The 16451-nt window shown below is 60.1% G+C and carries 10 protein-coding genes; all 10 read left to right on the top strand.

What is annotated here, in order from left to right; translation table 11 throughout:
* Position 1: 1 nt before the first annotated feature.
* The 10 genes from SADO_RS00700 to pelF all read left to right on the top strand — a co-directional run bounded on the left by SADO_RS00700 (position 2) and on the right by pelF (position 16451).
* Positions 2-1288, top strand: a complete 1287-nt coding sequence (locus tag SADO_RS00700; protein WP_353108382.1) for a nucleotide sugar dehydrogenase — start codon at positions 2-4, stop codon at positions 1286-1288.
* Positions 1289-1429: 141 nt separating this feature from the next.
* Positions 1430-2437, top strand: coding sequence for an NAD-dependent epimerase (locus SADO_RS00695; protein ID WP_353108381.1), 1008 nt, complete (start codon positions 1430-1432; stop codon positions 2435-2437).
* 750 nt (positions 2438-3187) lie between these two features.
* On the top strand, positions 3188-4252 hold the full coding sequence (locus SADO_RS00690) for an MraY family glycosyltransferase (RefSeq protein ID WP_353108380.1): 1065 nt from the start codon (positions 3188-3190) through the stop codon (positions 4250-4252).
* A 165-nt stretch (positions 4253-4417) separates the two neighbouring features.
* Entirely contained in the window at positions 4418-5377 is a 960-nt protein-coding gene (locus SADO_RS00685) for an NAD-dependent epimerase/dehydratase family protein (RefSeq protein WP_353108378.1), read from the top strand.
* The gene (locus tag SADO_RS00680) at positions 5374-8253 is read left to right on the top strand and encodes a bifunctional glycoside hydrolase/polysaccharide deacetylase family protein (RefSeq protein ID WP_353108377.1); all 2880 of its coding nucleotides are present in this window, start codon (positions 5374-5376) and stop codon (positions 8251-8253) included. Before SADO_RS00685 ends, SADO_RS00680 begins: the two co-directional genes overlap by 4 nt.
* Positions 8246-11896 (top strand): tetratricopeptide repeat protein, encoded by a 3651-nt coding sequence (locus SADO_RS00675; protein WP_353108375.1) that lies wholly within the window; start codon positions 8246-8248, stop codon positions 11894-11896. Before SADO_RS00680 ends, SADO_RS00675 begins: the two co-directional genes overlap by 8 nt.
* A 68-nt stretch (positions 11897-11964) precedes the next feature.
* Complete coding sequence (locus tag SADO_RS00670) at positions 11965-12489, top strand: hypothetical protein (RefSeq protein WP_353108374.1); 525 nt, start codon at positions 11965-11967, stop codon at positions 12487-12489.
* A gap of 41 nt (positions 12490-12530) precedes the next feature.
* Positions 12531-13895 (top strand): PelD GGDEF domain-containing protein, encoded by a 1365-nt coding sequence (locus SADO_RS00665; RefSeq protein ID WP_353108372.1) that lies wholly within the window; start codon positions 12531-12533, stop codon positions 13893-13895.
* Entirely contained in the window at positions 13882-14874 is a 993-nt protein-coding gene (locus SADO_RS00660; RefSeq protein WP_353108370.1) for a HEAT repeat domain-containing protein, read from the top strand. The genes SADO_RS00665 and SADO_RS00660 overlap by 14 nt, the downstream gene beginning before the upstream one ends.
* Positions 14871-16451, top strand: a complete 1581-nt coding sequence (gene pelF, locus SADO_RS00655; RefSeq protein ID WP_353108369.1) for a GT4 family glycosyltransferase PelF — start codon at positions 14871-14873, stop codon at positions 16449-16451. Before SADO_RS00660 ends, pelF begins: the two co-directional genes overlap by 4 nt.

Below are 16451 nucleotides of genomic sequence, written 5' to 3'. Positions count from 1 at the left end.
GATGGCTGCGGGTGATCAGTGTGAAGGCTCCGTTTCGATTGCCGTCATTGGTTTGGGGTACGTGGGCTTGCCGCTTGCCGTGGCCTTCGGTCGGCATTACGACACGCTGGGTTTCGATATCGATTCGCGTCGTATTGAGCAGCTTGCGGATGGCTACGACTTTACGCGCGAGGTGGGTGAGGACGATCTGCGCAGTTCTGCGGTGCGCTTTTCGGCCGAGGCTCAGGCGCTGGCCGACGCGAATATTTACGTAGTGACAGTGCCCACACCTGTAACGGATGCCAAGGTGCCGGACTTCGAGCCGTTGATGGAGGCGTCTCGTACCATCGGGCCGTTTCTAAAAGCGGGCGATATCGTGGTTTATGAGTCCACGGTTTACCCGGGGGCGACCGAGGAACGGTGCGTGCCGATTCTGGCTTCGCTATCCGGCCTGGTATTCAACCAAGGCTTTTTCGTGGGGTATAGCCCGGAGCGGGCCAATCCTGGAGATGCCGCGCACGGCTTGGCGAATATCACCAAGGTGGTATCGGGTTCGACCGATGACGTGGCGGACCGTTTGGTCGCCCTTTACGGCACGATCGTGCCTGCCGGTATTCATCGCGCTTCCAATATTGCGGTCGCGGAAGCGGCGAAGGTGATCGAGAACGTGCAGCGCGATATCAACGTGGCGCTTGTCAACGAACTGTCGAAGATTTTCACGCGTCTAGGGATCGATACCGAAGAGGTGTTGAAGGCGGCAGGCACCAAATGGAATTTCCTGCCATTCCGGCCAGGTCTTGTGGGTGGACATTGTATTGGCGTAGACCCTTATTATTTGACCTTCAAAGCCCAGGAGGCTGGGTACCATCCCGAAATGATCTTGGCTGGGCGACGCATCAACGACGGTATGGGGCGCTATATCACGCACGAAGTAATTCGACTGATGCTTCGGCGCAAGATCCAGGTGCACGGCGCGCGAGTTTTGATGATGGGTATTACTTTTAAGGAGAACTGCCCGGATATCCGCAACACACGTGTGGTGGATATCGTGCACGAGCTGATGGAGATGGATGTCGTGGTGGACATCTACGACCCGTGGGCGGATGCCGATAAAGTGGAGCATGAGTACGGCTTGCGTACCGTCGCCTCGCCCGAGACGGGCATGTACGACGCGGCCGTGGTCGCAGTGGCGCATCGGGAGTTCCAACAAATGGGTGCGGCTGAGATTCGTGCGCTTTGCAAGCCGGACCATATCGTTTACGACGTCAAGTACGCGTTCGCAGTCTCGGAGACTGACGGGCGGCTGTAGCCCTATGGCTTGCGGCCGTTGGGCTAAGTCGACCCACATCAGCGCTACCGTTTTTCGGGCCGGATTCTTGGGTGTCGCGCGTTATAATGCGCCGGCTGCGGCTCCGGCTCGCGGCGCCAAATCCATTCGGCAGAGATTCTTATGAAGGTACTCGTCACCGGTGCGGCCGGCTTTATCGGCGCGCATGTTGCGCATCGTTTGCTGGATCGCGGTGAGACTGTGGTTGGCGTCGACAATTTGGACCCGTATTACGACCCAGCGCTCAAGCAGGCGCGGTTGGATCGGTTGGTTGCGCGTGACGGATTCGAATCTGTGCATTTGAATATCGCGGATCGCGAAGCGATGCCTGCTTTGTTCGAGGCGCAACGCTTCGATGGTGTGGTGCATCTGGCCGCGCAGGCGGGCGTGCGGCATTCCTTGACGCATCCGCACGACTACATCGACAGCAACGTCACCGGCACGCTGAACGTGCTCGAAGGTTGTCGGCACACGAATGTGGGCCATCTGGTCTATGCGTCGACGAGTTCGGCCTATGGCCTCTCGACCGATATGCCTTTTTCGCCGCAGGGCACGGCCGATCATCCGGCGGCCATCTATGCGGCCTCGAAGCGTGCCACTGAATTAATGGCGCATTCTTATTCGCACCTCTACGGGCTGCCGACGACTGGCCTGCGCTTCTTTACGGTGTACGGACCGTGGGGGCGGCCGGACATGGCGCTCTTTCTGTTCACGAAGAAGATGCTCGCGGGCGAGTCTATTCCTGTGTTCAACCATGGCCAGCATAGGCGCGACTTCACATACGTCGATGACATTTCGGAAGGGGTGGTGCGGATTCTTTATGAGCCGGCGCAGCCTGACCCCGAGTGGTCGAGCGATGCGCCCACGCTTGGCACAAGCTGCGCGCCTTGGCGAATCTATAACATCGGTAATGGCCAACCGGTGCCCCTAATGGACTATATCGCTCGCCTTGAAGAATGCCTCGGTATCGAGGCCCAGAAGAAGCTATTGCCCATGCAGGCGGGTGATATAGAGGCCACAAGTGCAGATGTATCCGGTTTGTTCGACGCTGTCGGGTATCGGCCACAAGTGAGTGTCGAGGAAGGCGTCAAGAATTTTGTGGATTGGTACCGCGCCTTCTACAAAATATAAGTGACGCTCGCCGTAATTAAGCATGTTGTTTCGAGGCGCGGAGAGCGATCGCTGAGGGGCGATATTGCCATTGCGGCTTGTTTTCGGGTTAGGAGCGTGACCGTATTTCTGTTGCGCTTCCCTCAACCTCTAGGTGTCCTTGATTACTACTCTTGTCATAGTGACTAGGCCGCTCGGTTGATCTTCGCCTTCCATCCTCTTCGGCAAAATTCGCAGCTGCTGTCGCGATGCGGGCGGTGCAGCCCGATTGAGGTTGTCCCGTCTGTAGCCTTTGAGGTGCGCGATAGCGAATTTCTGGATTTGTTTGGCCGGTCGGCATCGTAGGGCTCGCAGCACCAAGGCTTACGTCGCCGTGCTCGCGGTTCTATTACAGAGGCCGAATTATTTAGGTCGTTCTAAGCACGGTCGCGCAGGCGGGGATTGTTTTCGTGAGCTGAATGCTGCTGCGCAGCGTTTGGTTCGCGTTGATAACGAACTGCGCGCTCGATCATAGGTGGCGCGAGGAGCGGAATTGCCCGTCGAAAAATACCGAAATTTTTTGTAAGAAATTTCGACGTAAACAGTGGCGCGGCTCACAACACGCGGTATCATGCGCCAAACATTGTGGCCCTTATGTTCATTCTGCATTCAAGTGGTGGTTGTTAACTTGCCGACCTCCATTCTGGCCCAGCGCAATAGCATCGTCATATTGCAAAGCGATAATTTGCGTCGGGCTTACTCGGTTTCAGGGTTCTTTATGATGGCGGTCCGATGTCAGGTGTCTTAATAGCCGTTGCCGCCTTCATTACTAGTGCGGTTGCCATTTTCTTTTTGAAGCCGCTTTGCCTGAAGCTAGGGCATGTGGATCATCCGGGCGGGCGTAAAAGTCACTCGCTCGCTACCCCCTTGTGTGGTGGCTTGGCCATTGCTGTAACTATCTTGGTTTTGGGTGCGGGGCTGGTGGGCACGCGGCAGTTCGCTGGTTTCGCGTTCGGGATTACCGTGCTGCTGGTGCTGGGCGCGCTGGACGACAGAAAGCATGTGCCGGCTCCCGTGCGCATGGCTCTCCAAGTGCTCGCGGTGGGCGCTGGCATGTGTTTCTTTGGCGAGGTCTATCTCCAGAACCTCGGCGCGCTCGTGAATGGCGTGGATTTTGAGCTGGGCGGCCACGCGATCTGGTTCACGATATTTGCTGCTGTCGGCGTGATCAACGCTGTGAACATGGTTGACGGCATGGATGGTCTCGCGGGCGGCTTCGCAGTGATGGTGATCGGCACCATAATGGTAGTAGCGGCGGGCTCGAGTGCAGTCAATATCGTTCTGCTTTGCCTGACGATCGGCAGCGTGCTCGGTTTTCTGCTTTTTAATCTGCGCATGCCATGGCAGCGCCACGCGCGTATTTTCCTTGGTGACGCGGGCAGTCTGGTGCTGGGTTTTGTGTTGACCTGGTTTGCGATCCAGGCCGCGCAAGGCCCCAGTGCTGTTATGGATCCGATTACGGCCGTATGGCTGTTCGGCCTGCCGTTGGTGGATACGGTATATCTAATGGGGTCGCGCCTGCTGCGGGGGAAAAACCCGTTGGCGGCAGACAGCTATCATTTCCATCACGTCCTCCAACGCACGGGGCTGACGCCGGGGTGGGCGCTTTATGCGTGGTTGGCGGTCGCAGGTGCCTTTATGGCAGCGGGTCTGCTCTCGGAAGCCCTCGGCATAGGCGAAGGCGCGAGATTTGTCGCATTCTTGGCCGTATTCGTTTGCTATAGCATTTTGATGAACGCGTGGTGGGCCAAGCTCGATTCACGCGATCGCTTCGTGGTGCCTACTTCAGATCGCTGAGGTTCGTCCGCGCTGCGGCAAGTACGTCCGGCTGCGCGCGAGTAAAGAAAATAACGATTTTTCAGTGTGGGCATTTGTTCCTAACTGCAGGCAATATCGTGTTATATTCGCTTACATAAGTAAGCGTCGATTACACGGCGCTAGGGGACTGCACAGGGAGCATTGATGGCGCACAGTGAGCGCGCCCGAGTCGTTGTCACGGGCGGCGCCGGGTTTATCGGTTCGCATACGGTGGATGCCTTGCTTGCATCCGGCGCGTCGGTTTGTGTTGTCGATAATCTTTCGTCCGGCAAGCTGTCGAATTTGCCGTCGCATGACGCCCTTGAATTCGTCGAGGCCGATATCTGCGACGCGCGCGCTCTCGAGGCCGCGCTGACCGGCACTACACACTGTCTGCATTTGGCGGCACAGGTGTCGGTGATTCGGTCGGTGGAAGACCCGGTGCACTCGGCGCGCCAGAATATTCTCGGTTTTGTAAACCTGCTGCAATGTGCGGTCAGCCAGGGCGTGAAGCGCGTGGTGTACGCGTCTTCCGCGGCCGTGTATGGCACACCGGAGTCGCTGCCGCTATCCGAGGATGCGGCGCTCGAGCCCCTGTCCCCCTACGGATTGGAAAAGCAGGTCGACGAGCAATATGCAGCACTCTTTGCCAGTCTGCACGGGCTGTCCTGCATGGGGATGCGTTTTTTCAATGTCTATGGTCCGCGGCAGGATCCGGCGTCCCCTTATGCCGGGGTCATCTCCAAGTTCGTGGACCGGTTCGCGCAGGGGCAGGCTCCGGTGATCTATGGCGACGGGGGACAGACGCGCGACTTTGTCTATGTCGAGGACGTGGCGCGTGCGAACGTGGCCGCGCTTTTCAGCGACCATGGCGGCGCCTGCAATGTCGCGACCGGGTCGACCATCGATTTGCTTGAATTGGTCGATACGCTGCGCGATGTGATGGGCGTCAAGCTCGCCCCTGAGCATGTCGCGGGCCGGGCAGACGATATCCGTCATTCCTGCGGCGACGCCTCGCGGTTGCGTGAGTGGCTCGACATCAAAGCGGAATGGTCGTTGGCGGACGGTCTCGCGCAACTCGTTCGGTCTGCCTCGCGCAATGCGAATACAGGAGCTTCCACGTGACCTTTGCCGGTTATCATTTCTCGCAGCAGAGCGAGGTCGCGGCCCGCGGCGGCTATCATTGTCCGTGGTCTCGCTGCTGCAACACGTTCGTCGGGAAGGCCCTCGCGATTCTGCTGGCGGTGTTCATGATGGCGACACAAGCGCCGGCCGATACGGGCGATCAGCCCAGCGTTGCCTTTTACTATGGCAATGACGTGCCGGTGCACATGCTCAACCAGTTCGACTGGGCGGTAGTGGAGTCCGAGCATCTAAGCGATAAGCAGTTCAAGGCGATCGAGCAGTACGGCACCATGGCATTCGCTTACGTGAGTCTTGGCGAAGCAGAGCAATGGCGGGGCGCCGACGCCGTTCCCCAGGCAGCACTCAAGGCCAGGAACGAAAACTGGAACAGCCAGGTCGCGGATCTCAGCCATTCCGAATGGGGCGATTACATCGTCAACGAGCGGGTGCGGCCGCTTTGGGAAGCCGGTTACCGCGCGGTGTTTTTGGATACGCTCGACAGCTACCGCTTGTTCGCCACCGATGAAGTTTCGGTGCAGCAGCAACAAAAGGCGCTGGTCACGTTGATCCGCCGAATCCGCAGCGAGTTTCCGGGAGTCAAGCTGCTTCTGAATCGCGGCTTCGAGATTCTCGATCAGGTGCAGGACGAGATTGTTGGCGTGGCCGCCGAGTCACTCTACAAGTCGTGGGATGCACGCACGCAGAGCTATCGAAACGTCAGGCCGGAGGACACCGAGTACCTGCTGGGTAAGTTGGGCGAGGTTCGCGATACCTACGGGGTGCCGGCGATTGCTATCGATTATGTGGAGCCGTCGAAACGCGACGAGGCGCGGGCAACCGCGCAACGCATTGCCGACGCGGGGCTGGTGCCGTGGGTGACCAACGGCGCGTTGAATCAGGTGGGCGTCGGCACGATCGAGCCGATGCCGCGCAAGGTTCTGATCCTTTACGACGATACCTCAACCGAGTACGGCGAATTCGGTTATGCGAGTGCCCATCTGTATGCCGCAACGCCGTTGGAATACCTGGGTTATGGGGCCGTATATCAGGACGTGAACCGTGCGTTGCCGAACGATACACTCGTCGGGCGCTATGCGGGCATCGTGACCTGGTTCAATGCGCGGGTCGGCAACGGCACGAACTATCGCAGTTGGTTGCTCGAACAGATGGATGACGGCATGAAAGTCGCGATGCTCGGCGACCCGGGTGTTCCAATTTCCGGCGATCTTGCCGAGCGGATGGGCGTGCAGGTCGTCGCATCGGACGTCGAGAGCAGCCCGAAGGTGGTCTCCAGCGACGCGCTGCTTGGCTTCGAAGGCATGCCGAGCCACAGCCGTCCGGAACAGTCCGGCTACAAGGCGATGAACGATGACGTCGTATCGCACCTTGTGGTCTCGAGCGGGGACAACATCGAGTTTGCGCCGGTCATCACCGCTGACTGGGGCGGCGTGGCGCTGTCGCCATGGCTTTTGCAGGACGGCATCGGCGACGAGAGCCGCTGGATTCTGGATCCGTTCGCTTTCCTGTCGCGTGCGCTGTCGCTGCCGACTATTCCAATACCTGACGCCACCACTGAAAACGGTTCCCGCTACTGGATGACGGAAGTCGATGGCGACGCGTTCATGAATCGCGCGGCGTTCCCCGGCAGCCCGTTTACGGGTGAGGTGATGCTCAAGCAGATCTTTCGTGAGTATCGCGTGCCGACCACGGTGTCGATCATCGAGGGCGAGCTCGCGCCCGACGGGTTGTATCCGGAATTGACCACCACGCTCGAGCCGATCGCGCGCGAAATTTTTAAGCTGCCTTGGGTCGAGATTGCGACGCATACCTTCAGTCACCCCTTCGCTTGGCTGAACCTGCGCGAGGGCGAGTTGACCGCAGAGGGCAAGACGGCCGCAGGCGAGGGCTACAATCTGCCGATCAAGGACTATCGCTTCTCGCTCGAGAAGGAAATCGAAGGCTCGACGCGCTATATCAACGAAAAACTCGCGCCGCCCGGCAAGAAGGTCAAGATGGTGCTCTGGAGCGGCGACGCGCTGCCCCCGAAAGAGGCGGTCGCACTCGCGGATCAGTACGGCCTCGACAACCTCAACGGCGGCAATACGCACGTCACCACGGACAACCCGTCGTTGACCAATGTGTCGCCGTCGCTGCGGCCGTTCGGCGATCATGTGCAGGTCCTGTCGCCGCAGACGAACGAGAATATCTACACAAATTTCATGACCCGGCCGCTCTGGGGCTTTCGTCGCGTGATCGAGACATACAAGCTCACCGATACGCCGCGCCGCCTGAAGCCGATCGATATCTATTTCCATTTCTACTCGGCAGGGCAGCCGGCATCGCTGAATGCGCTCAAGGACGTGTTCGACTACGTGAAGTCAGAGCAGACGCTGCCTATATATACAAGTACTTATAGTCGCATTGCGCGTAACTGGTACAACGCGGGCGTGGCACGTCGCCTTGACGGCGACTGGCAGATCACAGGGGCCACGAACATGCGTACGTTGCGTCTGCCCGCTTCACTCGGCTGGCCGGATATCGCGTCGTCGACTGGTGTGGTTGGCGTTCGCGATCTGAGCCAGGGGCGGTACGTCGCCCTGTCGGGTGATGCGCGGGTAAATCTGAAACTGGATGGCGCCGTGCCTTCCGTGCCCCACGTGCGCCGGTCGAACGGCCGTGTTACCCAATGGCAGGTCGATGAAGGGTCTACGGTGCTCGAAATGGCGTCGGAATACGTGCCGCTCGAAATAGAGCTGGCCGGAATCCGCGGTTGCCGCGTAAGTGCCGACGGCGCGGCACGCAGTGGTGGCGGTGATGCCGTGACGTTGCGCTACAAGGCCAGTACGTCGGGGCCGGTGAGGATCGACTGTGGCTGAGAAAAAGCAAGATCAAAAAGAGCAGGAACGCGCACGTTTCGTTCGACCGCTCACGCTCCTGATCATTACTGGCGTCCTGGTGTTTGCGCTCGTGCTCCTGTTCCCGGCGCGACGTTTTCTCACCCTCGGCCACAACGCGCATGAGCGCGGCGACCCGACCAGTGTCTCGATCACTTATCTGCAGGCGCTGCTCCGCGCCAATCCGGATGACCGGCAGCTGCGGCTGAATCTGGCGCGCCAGCTTGCCAGCGCCGGGAATATTCCGAAGGCGCTGCAGGTCCTGGCGCCGCTTTCGAGCAGCCGGGATGCCGATACGCGGTGGCTCTACACCCAGCTGTCTTGGCAATCGTTCAATGCGCTCGAAGCCGGCGATCCACGCCGCGCGGAACGCCGCGGTGAACTGATCGCGCAGATGGGCGAGATCGAGCAGGAAGAAGATCTGAGCAACGAGCAGCTCGAAACCTTGGCGAAACGTTGGCTGGAACTGGGCGAGCCCGCACATGCCTCGGTTGTCTACGAGCGTCTCGGCGCGCAGGACGAAGGGCGTGCCTACGCATGGTATGCCGAGGCCGGTCGCTGGTGGCTGGCGGCCGACGAGCCGCATCGTGCCGCTCAAGCCTGGCAGTCGGCGTTCAAGGTCGCGGGCGGCGACTCGCAGCGTCGTGACGCGGCGCTCGCGGCGCTCGATGCGGCCCAGCAGACCAGCGATGGCAGCAGCCTCGCGATGGCTGGTGATTTCATCGAAGCCTATCCGCAGGATCCGACGTTCTTGGATATCGGCATCGAAATGGCGCTGGCCAACAATAGACTCGCCCAGGCGCAGCAGTGGTCGCGCCGTTATGTCGAGCTACGACCCGACGACAACGCCGGCCTCGAGCGTGATGCGCAGATTGCGTTGGCGCGTAACCAACTCGATGCCGCATTGAAGGGCTTACTTGCGCTTGTCGAAGGCAATCCGGATAACGGCGAACTGCGTGCGCAGCTTGCCCAGGTCCAGGTCTGGGCCGGCCAGCCGCAGGCCGCGCTCGCGAACTACGAACGCCTCGCCAGGGGGGCGTCGTCGGACGCCTATGACAACCAGATCATCGATCTGGCCACCGATCTCAACGATACCGCGGCGGTGCTTGCCGCCTTGAATCGTATTCAGGCGCGTCATCCGCTCAATACCAGTCAGCGCAAGCTGCTGGTCGATATTCTCAATAGCGAAGGCGATCCGGAACGCGCGATTGCGCTGCTGTCGAACTGGGTGCGTAGCGGCTCGGCAGACCGTGATCTGTGGGTGCGTCTCGCGAGCCTTCAGGAATTGAGTGGTAAGCGGGCGGATTCGCTCGCCACTTGGAGCGATATCGTTGACCGCTTTGGCCGTGACTTGGACGAGTCTCAGGCTCGGGCGCGCCTGCTGGCGAGCGATTGGCGCTTGGATGAGTCGCTTGCGGTACTGCTGTCGCTTCCCAACAATCCAGGCACGCGTACCGAGCAGGAAGTCTTCTATTGGGAAACGGTGGGCGAGCTGGCCTGGAACCAGAACGACCCGGCGGCTGCGCGCGACGCCTACTATCAGCTCTATCTCGACCGCAAGCTCGATGAAAACGGCTATCTGCGGCTGGCGCAGACCGCGGTATCCACAGGCCGGATGGATATGGCGGTGGAAGTCGCGCGTACTGACTGGCAAGAAAATCAGCATGCGGACATGATCGTGCTGATGCTGAGCGCAGCGCAGCGTGAACAGCGCACCGAGATCACGCGCGAGCTTATCGCCATGGCCGAGACCCGGCCTGCACTGTTCGCCCAGTCGTCGGATTACTGGCAGCTCTACGGTGATTACCAGTTCCAGCAGCGCGATCTCGAAAAAGCACGGGTCGCCTATCTGCGTGCGCTGTCCATTTCTCCGGGTGATATTGCGGCCCGCTCGGCCTTGCTCTACACCCTCGCCGAGAGTGGTCACCACGACGAGCTGGCCCGTTACGTAAGCGTCTGGGCCAGCGATGCGAGAAACGATCCGCGTCAGTGGCCGGTCTTCGCGATGGCCTACAGCAGGCTGGGTCAGACGCGTGTCGCCTTGCCGTGGTTTGATCGTGCCGTTCAGAACGATCCCGACAACTACCTGCTGGTGCTGGACTATGCCGACGCGCTCGAGCGCGGTCGCCGATTTGATTCCGCACGTCGTATGCGTGGCTATGCCGTAACGCAGCTGCGCCCGCGTCTGATGCGTCAACTCCAGGCGCAGGGCAAGCTCACCCGCACTCAGCGCGAGCAGAACGCGCGCATCCTGTCCGTGCAAGCCAACATGCTCGGCGTCGAGGATGGCCGTGCCTGGCTAGCCGAAGCGCTGGGCGGCCGGCGCGGCGCGGCGTTGACGCCGACGGATATCGAGATGCTGTTTGGCTACTACCTGAGCCAGGAAGAGCCGGCGCAGTCGCGTTACTGGCTGATGCAGGCGCATCGACGTCGGGTCGCGACCGCAGATTGGCAAGAACTGGCGGTGGCCCTGCAGGCAAACGACCAAGTCGCCATGCAGCGTATTCTCGACGGATCCCGTCAGGGCGGCGATATCGGTATTGCAGATCGCATCTCGGCGTTGCGGCAGCTCGACTACCGTGAACGGGCGCTGGTTCTAGCTCTGGAGCACGAGCGTCCGGGCGAACCGTACGTGACAGGGGTCGATATCGTGCCGCGCTATGCGGCAGAGCTCTATCGCGAGATGCCGCAGAACTTCGGCACCGAGTTGATCGTACGCAGCATCAGCGATCTCGATGTCACCTCGGAAAGTGTGTTCTTGCGCTTGAGCGGCGAGAATCTTTCGACCCGGGTCGAACTCGGCGCGCGCCAGCTTTCCGAAACGAACGATCTGGTCGATCTCGATGGTCTTGAGGACGAGCGCTTCGCCAGCGTCGTGCTCAACTGGCGCGAGCGTCGCGGCATGACCACCGTGCGCGTCGGGGCCGTGTCCACCGACGCCGAAGACACCGCGCAGTTCGGTCTGCGTCAGGACTGGGAACTGACCGATAACGTTTCGGCGGCGGTATTCCTCGACTACAACGAACTCCCGGACGAGACGGGCCAGCTGCGTGCGCTTGGCCTGCGTGACGACCTGGGGATCACGCTGGACTGGGTTCTCAACCCGCGTGACAGCGCTTCGCTGACGGCCACGTATTCACAGTTCCATTCCCGCGAAGATCGTAACGACCTCGCCGACGGCTATAGCGTCGAGGCGTCGTTCGCGCATTCGCTCATGGTTGGGCCGACACACCAGGTTCAGGTTCGCGCCTTTGCGAACACGCAGCAGAACTCGTTGGAAGACGATTTGCCGACGGATGTCTCGGCCCGGCTGCCAGTCGGTGCCGATATTGAAGACGTCGTGCCGAATCGATTCACTTTCGTGGGCGCAGGGCTGTCATTCGCACGCGGCATTCCGGGCGAGGAATATCCCGTCGTAGCGTCGCCGCGTTACCGGTTTGATCTTGATGCCGGGTACGTAATGCCGGACAACGAGTTCGGTATAGGCGCCAATTTCGCGGTCGGTAGTCGCGTACTGGGCAGCGACGAACTCAGTCTGAATTTCGGCGTGGACCAGACGGGTAGCGCCACTCAGGACAACTCGTTCCGCGGTTCACTTAAATATCAATATTTCCTGGGGCGCTGATGCGATCCCGGGGACAACACCAAGCAATGCTCAACAACGTCACTCGCAGGCAGGGAGAAAACACCACCATGAAACGCTCAACTCTTATCGCAAGCTTCTTTACGCTTGCCGTCGTTCTTCTGTCCGGCTGCGCCGTGACCGACGTGCATCGCAGCCAGCAGCTCGACGCTTCCGCGCGCTGGGCGCTGCTGCCGATCGCTAACTACGCCGAAACGCCGCAGGCCGGCGAGCGTGCAGAAGCGATCCTGACGACCTTGCTGCACAAGCAGGGCGTAAGCCAGCTGACTGCCGCCCCGCGCAGCAACAACGGTGGCCTGCCGGAGTTCGATCAGGCAGCCGCGTTGGATCAGGCCATCAGCTGGGCGCGCAACCAGGGCTATCGCTACGGCGTGACCGGTGCGGTCGAGGAATGGCAGTACAAGACGGGTCTCGACGGTGAGCCTGCCGTGGGCATCAGCCTGCGTGTCATCGACGTCAATACCGGCGCTACGGTTTGGAGTGCGTCCGGCTCGAAGGCGGGCTGGGGCTACGCCACGGTCAGTGGTACCGCGCAGAAGCTGATGAGTGGTCTCGTCGGCGACATGCCGCTTTAAATCGACCCCGAATCTAGCCGGTAAAGTACGAAAGGTTGCCTATGATCACCCAGATCGAAGACGTTAATTACCAGGTGCCGCCGGTATGGGTGCGCATGCTGGAAACGGGCGTGATCACGCTTCTCGTTCCCGCTGCCGGCTTGCTGTTTCATCCGCAGGATCCGCTGTTTTACGACAGCCCGTTCTCCTGGCTGATCGTTGCGCCGCTCTTGGCTGGGTTGCGCTACGGCTTCCTGTTCGGCTTCGCGGCCGCGCTGCTTACCGTGGCGATCATGGTGATCGCGCCTACTTTCGGGTGGGCGGCCGCGGATCTGCCGGTTCAGTACGCGATCGGGGTATTGCTTACCGGCATGGTCGCGGGCGAGTTCACCGATATCTGGCGGCGAAGGCTGTCGCAGATGAAAATCATCAACGACTATCAGGGCACCCGACTGGAAGAGTTCGTGCGCAACTTCCATGTGTTGCGTGTTTCGCACGATCAACTGGCTGAGCGCTTGGCGGCCAACCCGCACAATCTGCGCGACGTCCTCCAGGCCTTGGCCGAGCGTTTCGACGTTGTCGAGCCCGGCGACGATATCCTCACCGAACGTGCTACGGATCTGTTGAGCTTCGTAGCGCATGAAGGACGGGTCGAGCAGTGTGCGCTCTACACGGTGGACGACAAGGAGCGTGTTGCGCATGAGCCTGCGTCCTTCATCGGTGGCTATCCGAGGGATGTCGACATCGCCGACCACCCGATGGTGAAGGCCTCTTTCGCGGAACGCAGCATGATCAGTTTGCGTAGCGAGATGGAAGAGGGACTGCAGAACCGTAGCCAATCGCTATTGGCCGTAATCCCCTTGATCGACGTGAACGATCGTATCTGGGCGCTGGTGGCGATTACGGAAATGCCGTTTGTCGAGTTCGAGCGCGGCAATCTTCATCTGCTGTCAGTGCTTGGCGGAAATCTCGGCGATATCATCACCGACGCATATGCTCGTACCCCTGCAGATGCGGAACTCGCCAAGTTCCAGTTCGAGAAACGGCTCAAGCAATGGACCCAGTACGCATCCCGCTACAAACTCAGCTCCCTGCTGATGGCGTATGAAATTCCCGGAAACGTGCGAGATATCAGTAACGAGGCCCTCACCGATCTAGTGTATGAGCAACTACGCGCACTCGATTTCGCATGGACCACGGACTTGGGCGACAACACCCAGATCATCTATGTCCTCATGCCGCTGACGCCCGAGCGGGGTGCCGGCGCCTATCGGGAACGTATGACGATGCTGCTCAACGAGCGTTTCGGCGTCGACGTTGCGGACAGCGGTCTCGTCTTCCACCAGCGCCACGTGAACGGCAAGCAGTCCGCGAGTAACCTGCTCGCAGGTATTCGTCGCCAGGCAGAACAGCATGCGACTGCTTAGCCTGATCTTCATCCCGCTAGGGCTGCTGATCGAACTGTTCGCGGTCTGGGTCTTTGTTGCTGGCTGGCACGAGCCGGTGGGCCTGATCACGATCCTGTTCGTGCATTTGATTGGCTGTGCGGTTCTAATCGTCGGTGTCTATCTCGCGCTGCCGCCGAACTACCGGCGACCCGTCGGTGGCGGCTTTGCGTTCCTCGCGACGGCCACCGTCTTTGCGCCGGCGCTAGGTGCCCTTGGGCTTGTACTGGGTATGCTGCCCGGCTTGTACTTCGCCTATCGCGAAAAACCCAAGGAATGGGACACTCTCGCGATTCCGGATTTGCCTTTTCAGCCCGTGACGGTGAACCCGAACGACGTGTTCATGCGTGATGGCCTGGCTTCAGTGCTCATGCATTTCGACGATCGTAATCGGCGGCAGCAAGCAATCCTGGCGTGCCGTCATTTGCCGCGCCGAGACGCGGTACCAATTCTGCGTTCGGGGTTGAGCGACTCGGCTGACGAAGTCCGTCTGCTTGCTTATGCGATGCTCAACTCAATCGAGCGCGACCTCGAGAGCCAGCTCAACACGGTGCGTGACGCCATTCTCGCCAACGGCGACGAGGACGGTGAATTGCACGAAGAGCGAGCCATGCTGTTCTGGGAGTTCTCCTATCTTCAGCTCGCCAAGGGCAGCGTTGAAGAGCTGATGCTCACCAAGGCCCGCGATGCCATTGATACCGCCATCGAAGCACAGGCGACGGCCCAACGCTGGCTGTTACGTGCGCGAATATGTCTCGAACTCGGTCACTATGACGACGCCGAAAGTGCGCTTCGGCATTCCGAACGCCTGGGCTTGTCCGCAGACGACGCAGCGCCGCGATGGGCGGAGCTCGCTTTCTGTCGTCGCGATTACCAGGATGTGGCGCCCGCGCTCAAGCGCATGAGCCCGCGTGCGGCGAACAATCCGGTCATGCGGCCGGTAATGGAGTACTGGTTATGAAGTGGCCAACGCTTAAACCCAATGACACGCCCGCGGACGTCACGTTATTGCTCGAAGGCACGTATCCGATGGTGCGGGGCGGCGTTGCCAGCTGGGTAGAGCAAATGATTCGGGGTATGCCCGACCGGCGTTTCGCGATTGTCTTCATGGGCGGTAGCGAATCCGCCTACGACGGCATCCTCTACGACAAGCCGGACAACGTTGTTCATCTTGAATGTCATTACCTGATGGATGCGGGCCAGAACGTCGACGAGCCCCGTCAGTTCGAAGGTAATCGCAAGGCGTTTGCCGCCAGCGATTCGTTGCATCAATACTTCAAGGAGCCCGGCGCGTCCGATCCGAACAAGCAGCTGTGCGAAGTCGCTCAACTGTTGGGCAAGAAAGGCAACCTTGCCCACGAGGATTTCCTCTACAGCCGTCAGGCCTGGGAGCAGATCGTCGAGTACTACCGCAAGTACTGCACGGATCCGTCATTCCTCGACTATTTCTGGTCAGTGCGGAACATGCACTCGCCGCTGTTTCTACTCGCGAAGATTGCCCGCAATCTGCCGCCGAGCCGCTGCCTGCATTCGATATCGACGGGCTATGCCGGATTTCTCGGCGCGCTCGCGCGGCATCTCCACGATATTCCGTTTATAGTCACCGAACACGGCATATATACCAAGGAACGTCAGATCGATCTGACCGAGGCGGAGTGGATCAAGACCTACGACGACGTGCTCACGCACGGTTTCCGCCACGACGTCAGTTATATCCGCCGCCTATGGATCCGGTTCTTTGACGGTATTGGGCGCCTGACCTATTCGGCGGCCAATCCGATCACGACGCTCTACGAGGGCAACCGCGAACGCCAGATCATCGACGGCGCGCCGGCCGAACACACGCGCGTCATCCCGAACGGCATTCGAGTGGATCGATTCGCCCCGTTACGCAACCAAACGTTCGACAATACGGCGCCGGTCATTGCGCTCATTGGGCGTGTCGCACCGATTAAAGAGATCAAGACATTTGTTCGCGCGATGCGAATCGTGGCGACTCGCCTGCCGGGCGCACAAGGCTGGATCGTTGGGCCGGAAGCGGAAGACCCCGAGTATGCGCAGGAATGCCGTGATCTGGCCGAGCAGCTGGACTTGAACGGTACTGTGCAATTCCGCGGCTTCCAGAAAACCGAGGACGTCCTTTCGCAGATCCGAGTAGCAACGCTTACGTCGATCAGCGAAGCCCAGCCCCTCGTCGCACTGGAAGCGATGGCGGCCGGTATCCCCGTGGTCTGTACTGACGTCGGGTCGTGCTACGAAATCGTACACGGCCATGCCAAAGAGCATCTCACGTCGCTGACTACGCCGCCGGACCCGGCAAATGCGGCCGGCCGGATTGTGCCGATTGCCGATCCGGGCGCCACGGCTGCCGCTATTCTGGAGCTGCTCATGGATCGTCCGGCGTGGGAATCGGCGCGAGCCGTGGGAATCGCACGCGTGGACGCTCAATATTCCGAGAGTCTCATGCTCGAACGTTATGAACACCTCTATACGGAAGTGACCGATGGGTCGCGACCGCTAGCCGCCGCAGGGGAATAG

It is taken from the genome of Salinisphaera dokdonensis CL-ES53 (assembly GCF_040361215.1).
Taxonomy (GTDB): domain Bacteria; phylum Pseudomonadota; class Gammaproteobacteria; order Nevskiales; family Salinisphaeraceae; genus Salinisphaera; species Salinisphaera dokdonensis.
Note: the sequence above shows the minus strand (reverse complement) of the source record. Positions and strands in the feature narration are given on the sequence as shown.